Origin of the sequence: Buchnera aphidicola (Greenidea ficicola) (assembly GCF_039386055.1) — a bacterium.
In the GTDB taxonomy this organism is placed as follows: Bacteria; Pseudomonadota; Gammaproteobacteria; order Enterobacterales; family Enterobacteriaceae; genus Buchnera_K; species Buchnera_K aphidicola_A.
In genome coordinates this window covers 220774-243476 of sequence record NZ_CP135012.1, presented here as the reverse complement: position 1 = coordinate 243476, position 22703 = coordinate 220774, and the positions used below count along the sequence as shown (strand labels likewise).

Annotated in this window: 20 protein-coding genes and 3 tRNA genes; 9 read left to right on the top strand and 14 right to left on the bottom strand. The window is 16.6% G+C overall.

What is annotated here, in order from left to right; translation table 11 throughout:
• Positions 1–5: 5 nt before the first annotated feature.
• From rpsO to asnS, 6 genes are all read left to right on the top strand, one after another.
• Complete coding sequence (gene rpsO / locus RJT27_RS01150; RefSeq protein WP_343189314.1) at positions 6–275, top strand: 30S ribosomal protein S15; 270 nt, start codon at positions 6–8, stop codon at positions 273–275.
• Positions 276–358: 83 nt separating this feature from the next.
• A complete protein-coding gene (gene pnp / locus RJT27_RS01145; RefSeq protein ID WP_343189313.1) occupies positions 359–2455 on the top strand; it encodes a polyribonucleotide nucleotidyltransferase in 2097 nt (698 codons plus the stop codon).
• A gap of 134 nt (positions 2456–2589) precedes the next feature.
• Positions 2590–4332: a DEAD/DEAH box helicase gene (locus tag RJT27_RS01140; protein ID WP_343189312.1), complete on the top strand. Its 1743-nt coding sequence runs from the start codon at positions 2590–2592 to the stop codon at positions 4330–4332.
• A 73-nt stretch (positions 4333–4405) separates the two neighbouring features.
• Positions 4406–7270, top strand: coding sequence for a valine--tRNA ligase (locus tag RJT27_RS01135; protein WP_343189311.1), 2865 nt, complete (start codon positions 4406–4408; stop codon positions 7268–7270).
• Positions 7271–7341: 71 nt separating this feature from the next.
• On the top strand, positions 7342–8196 hold the full coding sequence (locus RJT27_RS01130) for a rhodanese-related sulfurtransferase (protein WP_343189310.1): 855 nt from the start codon (positions 7342–7344) through the stop codon (positions 8194–8196).
• Positions 8197–8228: 32 nt separating this feature from the next.
• A complete protein-coding gene (gene asnS, locus RJT27_RS01125) occupies positions 8229–9623 on the top strand; it encodes an asparagine--tRNA ligase (RefSeq protein ID WP_343189309.1) in 1395 nt (464 codons plus the stop codon).
• 1 nt (position 9624) lies between these two features.
• Here the strand turns inward: asnS and RJT27_RS01120 are convergent, their stop codons facing one another.
• From RJT27_RS01120 to RJT27_RS01080, 9 genes are all read right to left on the bottom strand, one after another.
• Entirely contained in the window at positions 9625–10614 is a 990-nt protein-coding gene (locus RJT27_RS01120) for a DNA polymerase III subunit delta' C-terminal domain-containing protein (protein ID WP_343189308.1), read from the bottom strand.
• Entirely contained in the window at positions 10611–11243 is a 633-nt protein-coding gene (gene tmk, locus RJT27_RS01115; protein WP_343189307.1) for a dTMP kinase, read from the bottom strand. The genes RJT27_RS01120 and tmk overlap by 4 nt, the downstream gene beginning before the upstream one ends.
• 48 nt (positions 11244–11291) lie before the next feature.
• Positions 11292–11594 carry a phosphopantetheine-binding protein gene (locus RJT27_RS01110; protein ID WP_343189306.1) on the bottom strand — a complete coding sequence of 101 codons (303 nt, stop codon included), beginning with the start codon at positions 11592–11594 and terminating at the stop codon, positions 11292–11294.
• Between the two features lie 20 nt (positions 11595–11614).
• Complete coding sequence (fabG, locus tag RJT27_RS01105) at positions 11615–12340, bottom strand: 3-oxoacyl-ACP reductase FabG (protein ID WP_343189305.1); 726 nt, start codon at positions 12338–12340, stop codon at positions 11615–11617.
• Positions 12341–12344: 4 nt separating this feature from the next.
• Complete coding sequence (locus tag RJT27_RS01100) at positions 12345–13217, bottom strand: ACP S-malonyltransferase (RefSeq protein ID WP_343189304.1); 873 nt, start codon at positions 13215–13217, stop codon at positions 12345–12347.
• A 2-nt stretch (positions 13218–13219) separates the two neighbouring features.
• A complete protein-coding gene (rpmF, locus tag RJT27_RS01095; RefSeq protein WP_343189303.1) occupies positions 13220–13408 on the bottom strand; it encodes a 50S ribosomal protein L32 in 189 nt (62 codons plus the stop codon).
• Between the two features lie 69 nt (positions 13409–13477).
• Entirely contained in the window at positions 13478–14383 is a 906-nt protein-coding gene (locus RJT27_RS01090) for an RluA family pseudouridine synthase (protein WP_343189302.1), read from the bottom strand.
• A gap of 130 nt (positions 14384–14513) precedes the next feature.
• Positions 14514–15575, bottom strand: a complete 1062-nt coding sequence (locus RJT27_RS01085) for a flagellar basal body P-ring protein FlgI (protein WP_343189301.1) — start codon at positions 15573–15575, stop codon at positions 14514–14516.
• Between the two features lie 30 nt (positions 15576–15605).
• Positions 15606–16271, bottom strand: a complete 666-nt coding sequence (locus RJT27_RS01080; RefSeq protein WP_343189300.1) for a flagellar basal body L-ring protein FlgH — start codon at positions 16269–16271, stop codon at positions 15606–15608.
• A 182-nt stretch (positions 16272–16453) separates the two neighbouring features.
• Between RJT27_RS01080 and murJ the strand changes: the two genes are divergently transcribed.
• Entirely contained in the window at positions 16454–17989 is a 1536-nt protein-coding gene (murJ, locus tag RJT27_RS01075; protein WP_343189299.1) for a murein biosynthesis integral membrane protein MurJ, read from the top strand.
• A gap of 7 nt (positions 17990–17996) precedes the next feature.
• Here murJ and RJT27_RS01070 read toward each other — a convergent pair.
• Positions 17997–18081, bottom strand: a tRNA-Ser gene (locus tag RJT27_RS01070).
• 142 nt (positions 18082–18223) lie between these two features.
• On the opposite strand from RJT27_RS01070, the gene RJT27_RS01065 reads away from it, so the two are divergent.
• Positions 18224–18294 (top strand) — tRNA-Cys (locus RJT27_RS01065).
• A 22-nt stretch (positions 18295–18316) separates the two neighbouring features.
• Positions 18317–18400 (top strand) — tRNA-Leu (locus RJT27_RS01060).
• Here RJT27_RS01060 and RJT27_RS01055 read toward each other — a convergent pair.
• From RJT27_RS01055 to htpX, 4 genes are all read right to left on the bottom strand, one after another.
• Complete coding sequence (locus tag RJT27_RS01055) at positions 18401–19417, bottom strand: methyltransferase (protein ID WP_343189298.1); 1017 nt, start codon at positions 19415–19417, stop codon at positions 18401–18403.
• A 13-nt stretch (positions 19418–19430) separates the two neighbouring features.
• On the bottom strand, positions 19431–20069 hold the full coding sequence (tsaB, locus tag RJT27_RS01050) for a tRNA (adenosine(37)-N6)-threonylcarbamoyltransferase complex dimerization subunit type 1 TsaB (RefSeq protein ID WP_343189297.1): 639 nt from the start codon (positions 20067–20069) through the stop codon (positions 19431–19433).
• A gap of 49 nt (positions 20070–20118) precedes the next feature.
• Entirely contained in the window at positions 20119–21687 is a 1569-nt protein-coding gene (locus RJT27_RS01045; RefSeq protein WP_343189632.1) for a TerC family protein, read from the bottom strand.
• A gap of 100 nt (positions 21688–21787) precedes the next feature.
• Positions 21788–22672 carry a protease HtpX gene (htpX, locus tag RJT27_RS01040; RefSeq protein WP_343189296.1) on the bottom strand — a complete coding sequence of 295 codons (885 nt, stop codon included), beginning with the start codon at positions 22670–22672 and terminating at the stop codon, positions 21788–21790.
• Positions 22673–22703 lie beyond the last annotated feature (31 nt).

The window sequence follows — 22703 nt, the reverse complement described above, 5'->3', positions numbered from 1 at the left end:
TATTTATGTTTTCAAAGTTTTTTAATAAAGAAAAAATGATAATGAAATATGGTAAAAATTTAAATGATACTGGAAATATTTCAGTGCAAATATCTTTGTTAACTTTAAAAATAAATCATTTAAAAAGTCATTTTTTAAAGCATAAAAAAGATCATAGTAGTAAAAGAGGTTTGTTATCTATGGTTTCTAAACGTAGAAAATTATTAATTTATTTAAAAAAAAAATTTTTTAATATTTATATTAATTTAATTGAAGATTTAAATATTCGAAGATAAATAAAAATATTTTTTTTATTTTAAATAAATTTTAATATTTTATATAATTTATTTTAATATATTTTTTTTAAAAGGAAATAATTTTGTTAAAACCTATTGTTCATACATTTCAATATGGAAAAAATGTTGTTACTTTAGAAACTGGAAATATAGCTAGAAATGCAAATTCTTCTATTATAATTAATATAAGTGATACTGTTTTATTAATAACTTTAGTTGGAAATAATTATCCAAAAAAAAAAAATAATTTTTTTCCTTTAACAGTTAATTATCAAGAAAGAACTTATGCAGCGGGAAGAATTCCAGGAGGTTTTTTTAGAAGAGAAGGAAGACCAACTGAAAATGAAATATTAATAGCAAGATTAATTGATAGACCTTTAAGGCCTCTTTTTCCAAAAAAATTTTTTAATGAAATTCAAATTACAGCAACAGTAATATCTTTAAATCCTCAAATTAATCCAGATATTGTAGCTATTATAGGATCTTCAGCGGTTTTATCTATTTCTGGTTTTCCTTTTTTAGGACCAATAGGAGCTGCTAGAGTTGGTTTTATTAATAATAATTATATACTTAATCCAACTATTGATGAATTAAAACTTAGTAATTTGGATTTAATTATTTCTTCAACAAAAAAATCTATTATTATGGTTGAAGCTTCTTGTAATATGTTAAGTGAAAAAAATATTTTAAATGCTATTTTTTTTGGTTATAAAAAACAAAAAGAAGTAATAAATAATATTAATATTTTAGCAAATAAAGTTAAAAAAGAACCTATTATTTTTTATCCTAGTTTTATTAATGATATTTTATATAAAAATGTTTTAAAATTATCTTCAAAATATATTAATAATGCTTATAAAATAAAAAATAAAAATAATAGAGAAAATTTATTAAAAAAAATAAAATTTAAAATATATGAAATTTTATTTAAAAAAAAAATTATTGAAAATATATTAGAAATTGAAGATATTTTTAATATTATTAAAAAAAATATAATTAGAAATAGAATTTTAAATGGTTGTTTAAGAATAGATGGTCGTAATAATTTTACAGTTAGAAAATTAAATATTAAAATTGGGTTATTACCTAGAACTCATGGTTCTGCTTTATTTACAAGAGGAGAAACACAAGCTTTAGTAATAGTAACATTAGGAACATCTCGAGATGCTCAAAATCTAGATGAAATTTTAGGAGATAGAACTGATAATTTTTTATTTCATTATAATTTTCCTCCTTACGCTGTAGGAGAATTAGGGGTTATAGGAAGTCCAAAAAGAAGAGAAATAGGACATGGAAAATTAGCTAAAAGAGGAATTTTATCTATTCTTCCTAGTGAAAATAATTTTCCTTATACAATTAGAGTTGTTTCTGAAATAACTGAATCTAATGGTTCTTCTTCTATGGCATCAATATGCGGAGCTTCATTAGCGTTAATGGATGCTGGGGTTCCTATTAAAGATTCTATTGCTGGAATAGCAATGGGTTTAATAAAAGAAAAAAATAAATATGTAATTATTTCTGATATATTAGGAGAAGAGGATCATTTAGGAGATATGGATTTTAAAATTTCAGGAAGTTATTTAGGAATTACAGCATTACAAATGGATATAAAAATACCAGAAATTACAAAAAAAATAATTAAAAAAGTTTTATATCAAGCAAAAAAAGGCCGTTTTTATATTCTTGATGCAATGAATAAAATTATTTCTAAACCTAAATCTAATATTTCTAATTTTGCTCCAAGAATGTATACTATAAAAATTAACCCTGATAAAATTAAAGATATAATTGGAAAAGGTGGATCGGTGATAAGGATGTTAACAGAAGAAACAGATACAAATATAGAAATAGAAGATAATGGAGTTATTAAAATTTCTTCTTCTACTGGAGATAAAGCAAAAAATGCAATAAATAAAATAAAAGAAATTATTTCAGAAATTAAAGTTGGGAAAATATATTCTGGTTTAGTTACTAAAATTGTAGATTTTGGTGCTTTTGTTTCTATTGGTTTTGGAAAAGAAGGTTTGGTTCATATTTCACAAATTGCAAAAAAAAGAGTTGAAAAAGTAACTGATTATTTAAAAAAAGGTCAAAAAATTTTAGTGAAAGTTTTAGAATCAGATAGAAATGGACGTTTAAGATTAAGTATGAAAGAAGTAGATAAATTTTCTGTTTTATAAATAAATATTTTATTTTATAGTTTTTATTTTTTTAAAATTTTTAATTTTTTTTTAAAAAATAAATAAATAAATATATTATTTATGATAAGTTATATATTAAATTATTATAACTTATGTAAGGAATAAAAATTTATATGAATTTTATAGAATCAAAATTTTCTTTTTTTGGTTTAAATAATAATATTATTAAATCTTTAAATGATATGAATTATATTCAACCCTCTCCAATTCAGAAAATTTGTATACCTTTATTATTAAATGGTTTTGATGTTTTAGGAATGGCGCAAACTGGTAGTGGAAAAACTGCTGCTTTTGCATTACCTTTATTAAATAATATTAATTTATTATTAAAATTTCCTCAAATATTAGTTTTAACTCCTACTAGAGAATTAGCAATACAAGTTTCTGAAGCATTTTCTGATTTTTCTAAATATATAAAAAATATAAATATTTTAGCTTTATATGGTGGTCAAAGATATGATTTGCAATTAAAATCTTTACGTTTTGGTCCACAAATAGTAGTAGGAACTCCTGGTAGATTATTAGATCATTTAAATAGAGGAACTTTAAATCTTTCTAAATTAAATAGTTTAGTTTTAGATGAAGCTGATGAAATGTTAAGGATGGGTTTTATTGAAGATGTTAAAAATATTATGAAAAAAATTCCTTCTAAACATCAAACAGCTTTATTTTCAGCAACTATGCCTAATGTTATTAAAAGAATAGCTCATAAATTTATGATTAAACCTAAAGAAATTTTTATTAAATCTAATATTACTACTAGACCTAATATAAAACAAAATTATTGGTTAGTTTGTATTAAAAAAAAAGATGCTTTAATAAGATTTTTAGAAGTAGAAGTTTTTTCTGCTGTTATTATTTTTGTTCGAACTAAAAACTCTACTTTAAAAGTATCTGAAATATTAGAAAGAAATGGTTATAATAGTGCTGCTTTAAATGGAGATATGAATCAAATACTTCGAGAGCAAACTTTAGAAAGATTTAAAAATGGATATTTAGATATATTAATAGCTACAGATGTTGCTGCTAGAGGTTTAGATGTTGATAGAATTAGTTTAGTAATTAATTATGATATTCCAATGGATGTAGAATCTTATGTTCATAGAATTGGTAGAACAGGAAGAGCAGGAAGAACAGGTAAAGCTTTATTATTTGTAGAATATAGAGAATTAAGATTATTAAAAAATATTGAAAAAATTATAAAATCAAAAATTATTGAAATTAAATTGCCTAATATGAAAATATTAAGTTTATGTCGTTTAAAAAAATTTTCTATTAAAGTAAAAAAAAAATTAAAAAGTAATAATTTAAATAAATATCTTTTTTTATTTAAAAAATTACAATTTATACATAATTTAAATTCAGAAATTTTATCTTCGGTTTTATTAAAAATTGCTCAAGGGAAAAGATCTTTAATTATTTCAAAAAAAAATATTAATAATAATTCTTTTTTATATTCTAAAAATAAAAATTTTAATAATAAAAATATTAAATATTTTTCAAAAATTTCAAAATATTCTAAAAATATTAATAATATGGATGTTTATAAAATTAATTTAGGAAAAAATGATTGTGTTGAAGTTAAAAATATTGTTGGAGCAATTTCTAATGAAGGAGGAATTGATAGTAAAAAAATTGGAATTGTTAAAATTTTTTCTTCTTATTCTACTATAGAATTACCTAAAGAATATTTTTATATTATTAAAAAAAATCTTATTAAAACTAGAATTTTTAATAAATTTATTAATTTGAAAATTTTAAATAGAGATAATTTAAATAAAAATTATTTAATTAATAAGTATAAGTTTAATTATAAAAAAAATAGATTAAATAAAAAAAAAATAATTATAAGGTAAATTTATAATAATAATTTTAATATATATATGTATATGAAATTAATATTATAATATTTAATATAAAGGAAAAAAAATGATAAAAGGTATATATTTACCAGAAAAAATAGAAAAAAAAATATATAATTTTTGGGAAAAAAATTCTTATTTTAAACCAACAAATAATTTAAAAAAAAAAAATTTTTGTATTGTAATGCCTCCTCCAAATATTACAGGAAGTTTACATATGGGACATGCTTTTCAACATACTATTATGGATATAATAATACGTTATAATAGAATGCAAGGAAAAAATACTCTTTGGCAAGTTGGAATTGATCATGCTGGAATAGCAACACAAATTATTGTTGAAAATAAATTATTATGTAAAACTGGAAAAAATAGATATTATTATGGTAAAAAAAAATTTATAAAAAAAATTTGGAATTGGTATAGAAAACATAAAAATATTATTTTTAATCAAATGCGTCGTTTAGGAAATTCTGTTTTTTGGAAAAATAAAAGATTTACATTAGATCGTGAATATTCAAAATCGGTAAAAGATGTTTTTATATTTTTATATAAAAATAATCTTATATATAAAAGAAAAAAAATATCTAATTGGGATATAAAGTTACAAACTGTTATTTCTGACATTGAAGTAAAACATAAAAAAAAAAAGGGGAAAATGTGGTATATTAAATATTTAATATTTAATAATAAAAAAAAAAGTAATATTTATCATGATAAATATATTATCGTAGGAACCACAAGACCAGAAACTTTATTAGGTGATGTTGCAATAATTATTAATCCTAGTGATATTCGTTATAAAAAATTTATTGGATATTATGCTATTGTTCCTTTAGTAAATCGTGTTATACCAATTATTAGTGATAAATATGCAGATATTAAAAAAGGAACAGGTTGTGTAAAAATTACCCCAGGTCATGATTTTAATGATTATAAAATAGGAATAAAATATAATTTACCTATTATTAATTTTATGAATAAAGATGGAACTATTCGTGAAACATCTAAAATATATAATAATAATGGATTTATAACTAATTATTATAATAATTTTATACCGAAAATTTTTCATAATTTAGATAGATTAATAGTTAGAAAAAAAATTATTAATATATTTAAAAAAAAAAAAATATTAAAAAAAATAAATTCAGATATTTTAAAATTGCCATATGGTGAAAGAAGCGGGGTTTTAATAGAACCTATTTTAACTAATCAATGGTATCTTAATGTTGATAAATTATCTAAAATTGCTAAAAAAGCAATAAAAAAAAATAAAATTATTTTTATACAGAAAAAATATAAAAAAAATTTTTTTTATTGGATAAAAAATATTAATGATTGGTGTATTTCTAGACAGTTATGGTGGGGTCATAAAATACCTGTTTGGTATGATAATTTAAATAATATTTATGTTGGAAAAAATAAAAAAAATATTAGAAAAAAATATTTTATTTCAAAAAAAATAAAACTATATCAAGATTCTAATGTTTTAGATACATGGTTTTCTTCAAGTTTATGGACTTTTGCTTCATTAGGGTGGCCGAAAATAACAAATTTATTTAAAAATTTTCATGTTACAGATGTTATAGTAAGTGGATTTGATATTATTTTTTTTTGGATTATTAGAATGATTATGATTACTATGTATATAATCAAAAATTCTAAAAAAAAATCTACTGTTCCTTTTAAAAATATTTATATTACAGGATTAATAAGGGATAATGAAGGAAAAAAAATGTCTAAATCTAAAGGAAATGTTATTGATCCTTTAGATTTAATTGATGGTATTTCTTTTAAAAAATTAATTAAAAAAAGGTCTTTAAATATTATTGATAAAAATGAAATTAAAAAAATTTATAACAATACTAAAAAATATTTTCCTAATGGTATACAAGCTATCGGAACAGATTCTTTACGTTTTATTTTTTGTAAATTATCTACTAATAATAATTTTATTAATTTTGATTTTAAAAAATTAAAAAGTTGTAAAAATTTTTGTATAAAATTATGGAATGCAAGTAAATTTGTTTTAATAAATATAAATAATTTAAATATTTTTTTTAAAAAAAAAAAATATTTTATATCTATTATTGATAAATGGATATTTATTAAATTTAATAAAATTATAAAAAATTATAGAAATTATTTAAATAATTATCGTTTTGATTATGCTGTAAATATTTTATATAATTTTTTTAAAAATAATTTTTGTGATTGGTATTTAGAATTATGTAAACCTATTATATATTATAATAAAAAATATAAAATAGGAACTATATATACTATGTTATATATTTTAGAATTAATTTTACGTTTATCACATCCTATCTTTCCTTTTTTAACTGAATATATTTGGAAAAAAATAAAAAAATTTTTGTATATTCCAGGAAAAACAATTATGTTACAAAAATTTCCAAAATATAAAAAAAATATTTTAAAAAAAAAAAAAATTTTAAAAAGTATAAATTTATTAAAAAAAATTATTATAAGTATAAGAAAAATAAGATTACATACTGGTATTAAAAATAATATTTATTTATCTTTTTTTTTAAAAACTAAATTTAAAGAAATAAATTATCTTTTATTAAAGTATGGTTTTTTTTTAAAAAAATTATATTTTATTAAAAAAATTATTATTTTACAATCTAATGATTTAATTCCAATTTCAATAGCATTTTCATTTTTTGGTTTAAAATTATTTTTTCCATTATTATTATTAGTAAAAAAAAATAAAGAAATTAAAAGAATAAATAATATATGTAATAAATTTCTTTTAAAAATTAACATAATTAAAAAGAAAATATCTAATATTTTATTTATTAAAAATGCTTCAAAAAAAATTATTAATAAATATTTTAAAAATTATTTCTTATTTGTAAAAGAATTAAGAGAAGTAATTAAACAATATAAAATTATTTTAAAATTATAACATAATTATTATATTTTTATTGTTTTATCATATATATTAATAAATTTATATTTTAAATAATAATAAAAATTATGAAAAATCTTATTAATTTGTCTTTTTATAAATATATTTCAATTATTTTTGTAAAAGAATTTAGAAATATTTTATATATTTATTTTTCAAAATTAAATATACATGGTAGAATTTATATATCGAATGAAGGTATAAATGCTCAAATAAGTATTTATAAAAAAAATTTTTTTAAATTTAAAAAGATTTTAAATTTTTTTTTTAATAATATTTATTTAAATAAATCAATAGATACAAAAAGATCTTTTTCTTTTTTAAATATTAAAATAAAAAAAAAAATTCTTTCAGATGGTTTTATTAATTATTTTAAAAAAGAAAAAAATTTAAATTTATCAATTCAAGATGTAAATATAATGTTAAAAAAAAATATTATTATTATAGATATGCGTAATAAATATGAATATGATATTGGGCATTTTAATAAAGCTTTTATTATACCTTCATTTACTTTTCGTGAACAATTAAAAAAAATAGTACATTTTTTTTGTTATGCTAAAAATGATCCTATTTTAATTTATTGTACTGGTGGTATAAGATGTGAAAGAGCTTCTTTGTTTATGAAAAATTATGGTTATAAAAAAATATATCAAATTAAAGGAGGTATTATAAAATATGTATATGATGCTAAAAAAAAAAATCTTCCTATGTTATTTCAAGGAAAAAATTTTGTTTTTGATGAAAGAATATCAGAATTAAATACAAAAATAATTAAATCTACTTGTAGACAATGTTATTTTATTTGTGATTATTATGTTAATTGTAAAAATGTTTTTTGTAATAAATTATTTATTCAATGTTTTAAATGTTTTATTAAATTTAATGGATGTTGTTCTTTATATTGTAAGAATCAAATATAAATTTAATATAAATATAATTTAGGAATATATATATGAAAAAGATTAATATATTAGATATATATCATAATAAAATAAATTTTAATAAAGATATTATTATATCTGGTTGGGTTCGAAGTTGTAGGAATTCAAAATTAGGTATATCTTTTTTACAAATATATGATGGTTCTTGTTTTCATAGTATTCAAGTAATTATTAAAAAAAATATTATTAAAAATTATAAAAAAAAAATATTAAAATTAAATGTAGGTTGTTCAATTATTGTGCATGGAATTTTAATTAAATCTATTGGTAAAAAACAATTGTTTGAAATTTTATCTAATAAAATTTATATTATAGGATTGGTAAATAATCCTAATAAATATCCAATTTCTCCAAAAAAACATACTTTAAAATATTTAAGAATTTATTCTCATTTAAGACCTAGAACTAATATTATAGGAGTTGTTACTAGAATAAGAAATATTTTATTTAAGAAAATTCATTCTTTTTTATTTAAATTAGGTTATTATTGGATACCTACTCCTATTATTACTTGTTTAAATGCTGAAGGAGGAGGTGATATGTTTAATGTTTTTTTTAATAAATATCATAAAAAAAATAATAAAAAATTATATAAAAAAAATGATTTTTTTGGAAAAAAAACATATTTAACTGTTTCAGGACAATTAACCTTAGAATCTTATGCTTGTTCTTTATCTAAAGTTTATTCTTTTGGTCCTGTTTTTAGAGCAGAAAATTCTAATACAAGACGTCATTTAGCAGAATTTTGGATGTTGGAAGTAGAAAAATCTTTTTCTAATTTATATGATATTATTATTTTATCCGAAAAATTTATTAAATTTTTAATAAAAGTTGTTTTAAAAAAATGTTGTTATGAATTAGATTTTTTAAAATCTAACATAGATCTAGATATTTATAATCGATTAAATAAAATTTTATTAAAAAAATTTATAATAATTTCATATGATGAAGCTGTTAAAATTTTATTAAATAAAAAAATTATTATTAATAATAATAAAAGTAAATTTATTAATATCACTTCTGATCAAGAAAAGTATTTAGTAAATAATTATTTTAAATTTCCAATATTTATAATTAATTCTCCAAAAGAAATTAAATCTTTTTATATGCGAATAAATAAAGATAAAAAAACTGTTGCTTCTGTGGATTTATTAGTTCCAGGAACAGGAGAAATTTTAGGTGGGTCAGAAAGAGAAGAACGTTTAAATAAATTAGATAAGAGTATATCATTTTTTAATTTAAAAATTGAAGATTATTATTGGTATAGAGATTTAAGAAAATATGGAACAGTTCCCCATTCAGGTTTTGGTATTGGTTTTGAAAGATTAATTTCATATATTACTGGAATTAAAAATGTTAAAGATATTATTCCTTTTCCTAGAACAGTAAATAATATAAATTTTTAATTTAATAATTTTTATATAAAGAAATATTATTTAATTTTATTAATTGTTTAATTAAAATTAATTCAAAATTTATACCAGGAGTAAAATATAAATATTTTTTAAGTTTCATAAAAATAGAAATAAATTTATTAATAATATTAATATTATATTTTTTATTTATTTCAATAATTATTTTTTTTTTATCAATATTTATTATATTATTATATATTTTAAATTTATATTTAATACAATCTAAAAAAATATTTATTAACCAATTAATTTGATGAAAAATATATTTTTCATTTAAAAAATATATTAAATTTAAAAAATTTTTTTTTTTAATACAAATATTAATATTTTTGAAAAAATATTTTCTTAAATTCCATAAATTATTATTTAAAAATTTTTTTGCAGATAATGGAGATCCATAATTTGTTCTTAAACAAATTAAATATTTTTTATAAAGATGATTATTTTTTTTTTTTAAAAACCATTTTAAACTATTTTTTTCTGATGGGTTTTTAATATAAAAAATTAAAAATCTACTTTTTAATGTATTTTTTAAAATATTAAAATGATTATTTTTTATGATAAAATATGTATTTTTAGGAGGTTCTTCTAATATTTTTAATAAAGCATTATTTGCATTTTCAGTTATTTTTTTAGAATTATTTAACCAAATTATTTTATTTCCATTTTGATGAGGTGTTGTATATATTCTTTCTTTTATCATTCTTATATCATCAATATTTATTTTTTTTTTTTTATTTTTTTTTTTAAAATGTATTAAATCAGGATGATTATAAATATTATATTTACAACCATTACATATTTTACAAATATTATTTTTTATATTATTACAAAATATTAATTGAATTATTTTTTTAATTAAATTATTAATTCCTAAACCTTTTTGAGTTTGAAATAAAATTGCATGATGTAATTTATTATTAATATATTTTTTTTTAATTTTTTTAAAATATTTTTTTAACCAAGGATATAATAAATTCATATTGTATTTAACCATTTATAAATATTTTTTTTTATATTTTTTTGAACATTTTTAATGTTTTTATTTGCATCAATAATAATTATATTTTTAAATAATTTTATTATTTTAAAATAATTATTTCGAACTTCTAAAAAAAAATTTTTTTTTTTAGATTCAATTCTATCTATTTTATTTCTTTTTAAAAATCTTTTTATTCCTATTTTTGGTTTTACATCTAAAAAAATAGTTAAATTAGGTTCAAATTTTTTAAAAAATTTTTTTTTTAATTTTAATATAAAATTTTGATGTATTCCATTTTTTCCTCCTTGATACGCTAGTGTAGAAAGATTGTGTCTATCTCCAATAATCCATTTTCCTTTTTTTAAAGAAGGTTTTATAATGTTATTAATTAATTGTATTCTTGCTGCATACATTAATAATATTTCTGTTTTATAATATATTTTTTCTTTATTTTGATTTTTTTTTATTATTTTTCTTATTTTTTCAGCTATTAATGTACTCCCTGGTTCATGTACATTTTTTATTTTCATTATTCCTTTTTTTTTCAAAATTTTTTTAATATATTTTGCAGCTTTAGTTTTTCCAGAACCATCTAATCCTTCAAGTACTATAAACTTTCCTGATTTCATATATTTTACCTTTTTATATTATTTAATAATTTATTAATAAAATAAAATTTATTTTTTTTTTTTATAAATATATTTTGTAATTTTATATATTGTATTTAATTTTTCTACTATTTTATCTTTAATTTCTATATTAAATTTATTCTCTATTTCCATAATAATTTCTATAGTATCTAAAGAATCTGCTCCCATTTTTTTTATTTTTTTAAATTCATTTATTTTTTTTTTTTTTATATTTAAAATTTTAATAATTATATTTTTTATTTTATTTTTTATTTTATTTTTTTTTGTTGTTATTTTATTTTTTTTTATTTTTATTTTATTTTTGTTCATTTTTATTTTATTTTTGTTCATTTTTATTTTATTTTTTTTTATTATATCATATACATTCCCCCATTAATATGTAAATTTTGTCCTGTTATATATGACGCTTTATTTGATATTAAAAATTTTACAGCATAAGCAATTTCTTTTTTTTTTCCAAATCTTTTCATAGGTATTTTAGATAATATTTTTTTTTTTTGTTTTTTATTTAAATGTTTATTTATATTTGTTTGTATATAACCTGGAGAAATAATATTACTGGTTATTCCATATTTTGCTACTTCTAAAGCAATTGATTTATTTAAACCTATTAAACCTGATTTTGAAGTTGCATAATTAGTTTGTCCTATATTTCCAATACTTCCAATAATAGATCCAATGAATATTATTCTTCCATATTTATTTTTAATCATATTTGGAAGAATTTTTTTTAAAAGATAAAAATTTGAATTTAAATTAACATTTAAAACTTTTTTCCAATTTTTTTTTTTCATTTTTAAAAAACAAGAATCTTTTATAATTCCTGCATTATTTATTAAAATGTCTATTGTTTTGAATTTTTTATAAATAATTTTTATTTTTTTTTTAATATCTTTTTTTTTTTCAATATTTAATATAATTCCTTTACCTTTATTTTTTAAATATTTATTTATTTTATTAATTCCTTTTGAGCTTCTAGAAGTTCCTATAATATTATTTTTTTCATTAGATAATATTTTAGCAATATATTCTCCTATTCCTTTATTTGCTCCTGTAATTAAAATATTTTTTTTCATTTTTTTAATGTAATAAATTTTTAATTTTTTTTTTTTTAATTTTTTTTTTATATCCTATTTTAAATAGGTTTTTTATTTTTTTTGATTTAATATAATCTAATATTTCTTTCCATCTTACAGGTTTATATAATTGTTTTTTTAAAGATTTTTTTATTTTTTCACTAGAAAATTCATATTTTACATTTATGTTATTTATTATTGGAAAAATTGGTTTTTTAATTTTTATTTTTTTTAATGCAAAATAAAATTTTTTTGAAGATTTTTTCATTAATAAACAATGTGATGATGTTAATATTGGTAATTTATAAATAAATTTATAATTTATTTTTTTTAAATATTTAATTATTTTTTTTATGTTTTTTTTATAACCTGTAATAACAAATTGTTTATTTGTATTAAAATTTGATATTGATATATAAATTTTTTTTTGTTTTATATATTTGCAAATTTTTTTTAAAATATAAATATTTATACCTTGGATAAGAATCATAAAAGTTTTTTTTTTTAATACAGATTCTTTCATGTATTTAGATCTTAAAATTAATATTTTAATAGCATTAGAAAATTTTATTGATTTTGAACAAACAAGAGCGGAATATTCCCCTAAACTATTTCCAGCAGATAATTTTGGTAAAGGGTTGTATTTTATAAAAATATTAAATATTGCTACAGAAATTGTTAATAATATTGGTTGTATATTATTTTTTATAATAAATATATCATTATTATTATCAATTATATTTTTCCATATATTATATTTTATATATTCTGATGTTTCATCAAATAATTTTTTTATTATTTTATTTTTATTAAAAATTTTTTTTAAAAAATTTAATTTTATTTTTTCTTGTCCATTAAATATTAATGCATATGACATAACTATCTCTTATTTTTTATTTTTTTTAATTCTAATTTATTTCCTTTATAAAAACCTTTTTTTGTTATATGATGTCTAATATGTATTTCTTTTGAATTTTTATCTCTTGATAATTTTGAAATATAAATTTTATCATGAGATCTTCTCATTCCTCTTTTAGATCTTGTTGGTTTTTTTTTTTGAACAGCCATAATATTATCCTATTATTTAATTTATAATAAATAATATAACATATAATTATTTTATTATATATTTTAATTTTAAAAATAATTTAAATATTTTTTAAATTTTTTATTTAATGGTGCTAATATTAACATTTTTTTTTTTGTAATTGGGTGTTTTAAAAAAATACTTTCTGCATGTAATAAAATATTTTTTTTTTTTATTTTTTTTCCATAACGTTCATCAAATATTATTGGTTTTCCTAAATATGATGTTTGAACTCTAATTTGATGAGTTCTTCCAGTAATAGGTTGAATAGATAATAAAGTTTTTGAATTAGAAAATTGTTTTATTTTAAATTTTGTTATTGATAGTTTTCCATTTTTATTAATTATTATTTTTTTATTTTTTCCTTTAATTTTATAAATCTTATTAGATATTATTTTTATTTTTGAATCCCAAAAACCTTTTACTATTGCTAAATATTTTTTTTTTATTTTATTTTGTAAAAATTTTTTATGTAATATGCATAAAATTTTTTTTTTTTTTGCTAATATTAAAACTCCTGATGTATTTTTATCTATTCTATGTACTAATTCTAAATATTTATTTTTAAAATATTTTTTTCGTAATATTTCTATAATTCCATTTGATATTCCGCTTCCATTATGTACTGCAATTCCTTGAGGTTTATTAATTATTAATATATAATTATCTTCGTATAATATTTTATTCATTAAATTAATATTAATTTTTAATTTTTTATTTTTAATATTTTTGTTATTTTTATAATATATAATAGGTGGTATTCTTATAATATCATTTTTTTTTAATTTATATTTTGGTTTTTTTCTTTTTTTATTTATTCTAAATTCTCCTTTTCTTATTTTTTTATATATAAGTTTTTTTGATATTTTTTTTATTTTTTTAAATAAAAAATTATCTATTCTTTGATTAATATCATTTTTATTAATTTTAATATATGAGACTAATTTATTATTCATATTTTATTTTAATTAATTATTACATAAAAATATTTATATTTTTAATTAAATTATATAAATAAATTTATTTATTTATAAAATTTTTTATAAATAAATAAATTTTTTTTTAATATTTAATGTTTTTTTTATTTTAATAAATATCTAATTGAGCATGTAAACAACCTGATTTTTTAATAGATTCTAATATTGATATTAATTCTGATGTTTTTATTCCTATTTTATATAATTCATTAATAATAAAATATATATTTTGATCGGTATTTATATTATATAATTCATTAAATATTTTATTTTTTTCATTTTTATAAATAATTTTTTTTTTATTATATTCATTAATTTTATTATCTTTATTAATTGTTAAAGATATATTTCCATTAATAATTATACATTCATCTATTTTTACTTTTCCATTAATGATTATAATTCCATTTTTTGAATTTATTGTAATTTTTGCTATTTTTTCTGGAATAGGAATATCTATATTTTCTATATTAGCCATTAATTGAATTTGTAAAATATTATTTTTAATGATATGTAATTGAATAGTATTAGAGTTTATTGCAAAAGCTGTATTTGGGTAATATAAATTAATTATATCACTTATTTTTTGTACTAAAGTAAAATTATCTTCATACAATTTTAAATTAATTATTTTTTGTTTTCCAAAATTTTTTTTATTTTCACTTTCTATTATTGCTCCTTGTGTTATTTTTCCATTATTTTTGTTTATATTTTTTGTTGTTGTTTGTATTATTTTTCCTTGTGCAATTGCATAAATATTATTATTAGAATCTTTTAATGGAGTCATTAATAAAATCCCTTCTTGAATATTTGTTGCGTTTCCTATAGATGATACTTTTACATCTATTTTATCTCCATAATGATTAAAAGAAGATAATTTAGAAGTTACTATTACAGAAGCTATATTTTTTGTTTCAATATTGTTATTAGTTGCAGTATTAATATTTAATTTTGATAACATATTATTTAATGATTGTAATGTAAATAAATTTTGTTTATTATAATCTCCTGTTCCATTTAAACCAATAACTAATCCATATCCAATTAAATGTGTTTCTTTAATATTAGTTATACTAGTCATGTTTTTTATTGTTTCTGCGTTTGCTGAAATTATAAATAATATATTGATGTAAATAAATATTACTATTTTTAAAAAAAAATTTTTAAACATATTTAACCTTTTTAGAAATATATATTTATTTTATATATATAAAATATACATTAATAAATTTTTTAACCAATTAATATTATTATATTTATTTGTACAAATACTATTATATTTTATTATTATGTTAGATATATTATAAGATTTTATAGTATTATTAATATCAATCATTTTTGGATTAATAATTCCAGAAATATAAATATTTTCTGTAATATTATTTATTTTAATATTTTTTTCCCCTTCTATTATTAAATTTCCATTAGATAAAATTTTTTTGATAGTAACAGAAATAATATTTAAAAAAATATTTTTTATTTTTGAGTTTTTTTCGTTTGAAATTTCTTCATTTTTTTTATTATAAATATTTAAAAAATCATAATTTTTATTTTTTTTAATATTAAAATAATTTGGAAAATCTCCTAAAATATCTATTTTTTTATTTTTATTATTTTTTGTTTCTTCATTACTATTATGAACAGCAATAATTTTTTCTTTAATTATTACTTTTATTGTTTCTCCAATATTATATATTTTATTATTTTCAAAAAAATTTATTTTATTTTTTTGCATAAAAAATATTTTTTTTTGAAAATTATTATTTTTAAATAATATTATATTATTTTTAAAAAAAAAAAATAATATTGATATTAAAAAAATAAAAAAAAATAAATATTTGATTATATTTATATAAACTTTATTCATAAAAATACCTTTTATATTGAAAAATAATTAATTTATATTTGATATTTTTAAAAAAAAAAAAAATTAAAAAATTTTATTTGATATTATTATAATTAATTTATATTATATATATATTTATTTATAAAATATTTTTTAAAAATATTTTTTAAATTTATATATAAATTATATATAAGGTAAAATTCATGTATCTACTAAAATCTATAATATCCATTGGTATTGTTACTATATTGTGTCGTATATTAGGTTTTATTAGAGATTTTCTAATTGCTTTTATATTTGGTACTTCTTTAGAAACAGATGCTTTTTTTGTTGCTTTAAAAATTCCTAATTTATTAAGAAGAATTTTTTCTGAAGGAGCTTTTTCTCAAGCTTTTATACCGATATTAAGTGAATATAAAAAAATTGGTAATATAAAATTAATGAATAATTTTATATCTGCAATTTTTAGTATTTTAATGATAGTAATGATTATAATAGTTTTTTTTAGTATTTTTTTTTCCGGTTTATTAGTAAAAATTATATCTCCAGGTTTTTCAAATAATTTTGAACAATTATTATTAACAAAAAATTTATTACAAATAATTTTACCTTATGTTTTTTTAATATCGATAGTAAATTTTTATACTGCTATTTTAAATATTTATAATGTTATTATATTGCCTACTTTTTTACCAATTATATTTAATTTAACAATGATTATTTTTATTTGGTTTATTTTACCATTTTTTAATAAACCTATTTATGCTTTATCTTGTTCTGTTTTATTTAGTGGTATTTTTCAATTATTATATCAATTTTTTTTATTATACAAAGAAAAGATTATTATTTTTCCAAAAATTGATATGAAAAATATTGGATTGATACGTGTTTATAAAAAATTTTTAACAGGAATTTTTAGTTCAGCAATTATACAAGTTTCACTTTTAGTAAATAATATTTTTGCTTCTCTTTTAATACCAAAATCTCTTTCTTGGATATATTATGCAGATCGTTTAATGGAATTTCCATTAGCAATTTTAAGTGTTTCTTTAACAACGGTTTTATTACCATTATTATCAAAAAATTATTTATGTAATGAAAAAAAATTTTTTAAGTTGTTTAATTGGGGTATACGTATTTCTTTTTTATTAGGAATACCTAGTGCTTTATTTTTAGCAATACTTACTAATCCTATAGTAAAAGTATTATTTCAATATGGAAATTTTACTGCTTTAGATAGTTTAATGACTAGTCAAATTTTATTTGTTTATAGTTTTGGTTTAATTGCTTTTATTTTAATAAAAATATTATCTTTGGGTTTTTATTCTCGTCAAGATACTATTACACCTATGAAAATTTCATTATTTTCAGTAATTATAATACAAATTATTAATATAATTGGAATAAATTTTTTTAAACATTGTACTTTTGCTATATCAATAAGTATTGGTTCTTGGGTTAATGTTTTTCTTTTATATTATAATTTATATAAAAAACATAATTTTATTATAAAATTAAAATCTTTAAATTTTTTTTTAAGTATAACTTTAGCAAGTTTAGTGATGTCTATTTATATGTTATATATTTTAAAAATTATGCCTGAATGGGATATTGGTTATTTTTATAATAAAATAATTAATTTATTTTTTTTAATTTTTTCATCAATTTTTTTATATTTTTTTGTATTTTTTTTATTAGGTTATAGATTAATAAATTTTATTTGTTTTAAAAAAAAATAATTAATTTTAGAGGAGGAGAGATTCGAACTCTCGGATGATTTCTCATCGATGGTTTTCAAGACCATTGCCTTAAACCACTCGGCCACTCCTCTAATACTTAATATTATAAACTTATATTATTAAAATGTAAAGTTAATAATTTTTTGTTAATATATTTTAAAATAAATAATATTATATTTGACTTTTTAATATTTTAAAAGTTATACTATTATCAATAAAATATAAATTTAATATGGCGCGTTGACAGATTGGTTATGTAACGGATTGCAAATCCGTTTAGCCCGGTTCAATTCCGGGATGCGCCTTTTATTAAATATAAATATTTTTGCCCGGATGGTGAAATTGGTAAACACAAGGGACTTAAAATCCCTCGGCTGAAAAGCTTTGCGGGTTCAAGTCCCGCTCTGGGTATTATTTATAAAATAATTTATAAACATAATATTTTTTATTTTTTATTAATATTTTTTTTTTTTTTTTGAATTTTTTAAAAATATTTTTTGATATAAATTTATTTATTACAATTATTACTTCACTTTTTTTTTTAATAAAAAATTTTACGTTTTTTAAAAATTTTTTAATAAAAATAAAATTAATTTTTAAATTTATGTGTATAGGTGGATTACATATTATTAAATTATATTTTTTATTAATATTATTAAAAATGTTACTAGAAATTATTTTATATTTTTTTTTATGAATTTTATTTTTTATTAAATTTTTTTTAGTTGTTATTAAAGAAGGTAAATAATTATCTACATATGTTATTTTAATATTTTTATTAAAATTGTTAATATAATTTATTTTTATTCCTAAAAAACCAGTTCCACATCCTATATCTAAAATATTACCTTTTATTTTTTTATTAATTAAAAATTTTGATAATAATAAACTTCCTTTATCAATTTTTTTATAACCGAATACTCCTGGTAAAGAATATATTATAATTTTATTTTTTTTTTTTTTTTTAAATTTATATATATTTTTATTTTTATTTTTTTTTATTTTACATGATAAAAATAAAAAATTTTTTATTTTTATAATTTTTTTTATTTTTACCCATTTTTTTATTTTTTTTTCAATATTATTTATTCCAGATTTTTTTTCTCCAAAAATAAATATATTATAATTTAATGGTATAATAGATATAATTTCTTTTAAAAGAATATAAGATTCTTTTTTATTTTTAGACCAAAATAAAATTAAATATTTACAAAATTTAAATAAAATATTTTTATTATATAAATATATTATTTTTTTTTGTTTTATAATTTTTATATATTTTTTATAATTATATTTTTTTGTATAAATTATTGATAATTTTGCATTAAAAAATTTAAATAATTTTTCTTGTATATTTCCAATAAATATTATTTTTTTTTGTTGAAAATTTTTTTTATTTTTTAAAAAACATTTATTAATTATATGCATTTTTTTTTAAAAATTATATTTTAAATAAATAATTTAAATTTATTTTTTTTTTAAAATTTATTTTTTTATTATTTAAAAAAATAGAAATTAAATCTTGTGAATTTGGATATAAAAATTTTTTTTTTATATATTTTTTTTTAAAATGTATTTTTTTAATAGCATTAGTTACTATTAACCATTTTTTTTTTAATGATTTTATTTCAATTTTTTTTTTTTTTATTATTTTTTCTGTTTTTTTTCCTATCCATTTTTTTTTTTTTTTTATATATTTAGAAAAAAAAAATATTTTTGATTTATAATTTATATATATAATTATATTTTTTTTTTTAAATTTTCTCCATATTTGTTCAGCAATAATTTTTAATGTAGAAATTCCTAAATATGGTATTTTGTAAATAAAATAAAAACATTTTATTATACAAAAACAAATTTTTATTCCTGTTAATGATCCAGGTCCTTTTGAAAATATTATTAATTTTATTTTTTTAATAGAAATTTTTTTAAAATTTAAAATATTATTAATAATAAATAAAATATTATTATTATGTTTTTTTTTAGAAATTATAGAAATATTATAATATTTTTTATTTATTAACAATGTTATAGAACATTGTTTAAAAGAAATATCAATAGATAAAATTATTTTTGACATTTATTATTCCTATTTATTAAATAATTTTTTAATTTAAATATATATATATTTATTTTTTTCCAATATATTTTATTCGAATTAAATTTATTTTATATTTAGTTGCTTCTAAAATATGAAAATGAAGTGGTGGTATTTTAATTATTTCTCCTTGAAATGGAAATCTTCCTTTTTTAGATATTAAAAATCCTGCTAATGAAACATGATTAGTTTCTTTTTCAAAATTATTTATATTTAATATTTGTTTTAAAGAATGTATATCAGTTGCTCCTTTTACTAACCAAGAATTTTTACTTTCATAAATTATTTCTGGGGTTTCGTCTGCATCAGGAAATTCTCCAGCAATAGCTTCTAAAATATCTAATGGTGTTATTAATCCTTGAACAACTCCAAATTCATTATTTATTATTATTAAACTTCCTTTAGAACATTTTAATACATTTAATAAATTAATTGTATCTAATGTATCTGGAATAATTATTGGTTTGTTTTTGGATGCGAAATTTAATATATTATTTTTTTTTTCTAAAATAAATAAAAATTCTTTTGCTCTTACTATTCCTATAATTTTATCTAATTCTCCTTTACATACAGGAAATAAACTATGAGGAGTATCTAGTAATTGATTTCTTATTTTAATATTATTTTGATTTATATTAATCCATGAAATTTCATTTCTAGGTGTCATTATACTTCTTATAGATCTTATTCCTAAAGTTAAAACTCCATTTATCATATATTGTTCTTCTTTTTTTAAAGATGATTCTTTTAAAAATATTTTTTTATTTATATTATTTTCATATAAATTATTTATTATATTTTTTTTTTTTTTAATTTGTTCTTCTTTCATAAATCTTAATATAGATGATGCTATTCTTTCTCGTAATGGTATTTTTGATTGATAAGAAATAGAATTTCTTTTTGCAATTTGATTAAATAATTCTATTAATATTGAAAAACTTATAGCTGCATATAAATATCCTTTCGGTATTTTTACTCCTAAAGATTCTACTATTAAACTAATACCAATCATTAAAAGAAAACTTAAACATAATACTATTACTGTTTTATGTAGTAAAATAAAATTTGTTAATTTTTTTGATGCTAATATCATTAAGATCATTGAAATGATTACAGCAGTTATCATAATAGATAAATTATTTACCATTCCAATTGCTGTTATTATTGAGTCCATAGAAAAAACTGTATCTAAAATAATAATTTGAATAATAACTGCCCAAAAACTAGCATAATTTTTATGTTTTTGTTTATTTTTATTAATTTTTTTTTCTTCTAATCTTTCATGTAATTCTATAGTAGCTTTAAATAATAAAAATATTCCACCTAATAATAGAATTAAATCTCGCGTTGATAAATATAAAAATTTATTATTGATAATTGGTATTTTAAAAGTTACTATCCAGGATATAATAGATAATAAAAAAAGACGCGTTACTAAGGAAAACCCTAAACCAATTAAACGAGCTTTATTACGTTTTAAAGGTGAAAGTTTATCAACTAAAATAGCTACAAAAATTAAATTATCTACACCTAATACTATTTCAAGGATAATTAGTGTAAATAATCCTATCCAAGTTGATGGTTCGAAAAAAAATTCCATTAAAAACTCCATAAAGAAAATAATTGGTTTAGTTTAGAATATTTAATTTTTTNATTAAATAAAAAATATTTTTTATATATTAATTTTATTATAAAAAANTTTAAAAGTATTTTTTTTTATATAACGCTGAAATTCTTTTTTTTAAAGATGGGTGTGATAAAAATAAATTAAATATTTTTTTAGATTTTCCGTTAATACAAAAATTAGAAATACTATTATTTAATTCTTTTGGTTCGTGATGAATTTGTAATGTTTTTAAAGCAGAAATCATTTTATTGCAACCAACAATTTTTGCAGAACCAGAATCAGCGTAAAATTCTCTATATCTTGAAAACCACATAATTATTATACTAGCTAAAATTCCTAATGTAAATTCTAAAAATGAAGAAATAATATAATATAAAAAACTATTTTCTTTTATATTAATATTTTCTTCTTTATTATTATTAAATAAATTATTTGAAAATATTTGTGTTATAATTTTTGAAAATAGTATTACAATAGTATTTAATACTCCTTGTATTAAAGTCATAGTTACCATATCTCCGTTAGAAATATGACTTATTTCATGAGCTAATACTGCTTCAATTTCTTCTTTATTCATATTTTTTATAAGACCATAAGATATAGCAATTAATGAATTATTTTTACTAGGACCAGTTGCAAATGCATTAATATCTAATGATTTATAAATTGCTATTTGTGGTATTTTTATATTTACTTTTTTTGCTTGTTTTTTAATAGTATTTAAAATCCAATTTTCAAAATTATTTTTTGGTGTTTTAATAATTTTTCCGTTAATAGTTTTTAAAGCTATCCATTTAGATAATAATAAAGAAATTAAAGAACTACTAAAACCTAAAATAGAAGAAATTATTGTAATGAAATATATTTTTCCTATATTAATTCCTATTATTTTTAAAAATATATTTAATATAAATATTACAGATAAATTTGTTAATAAAAATAAAATGATTCTTATCATATTTTTTCCTTTNAAAATATTTTTAATTAAT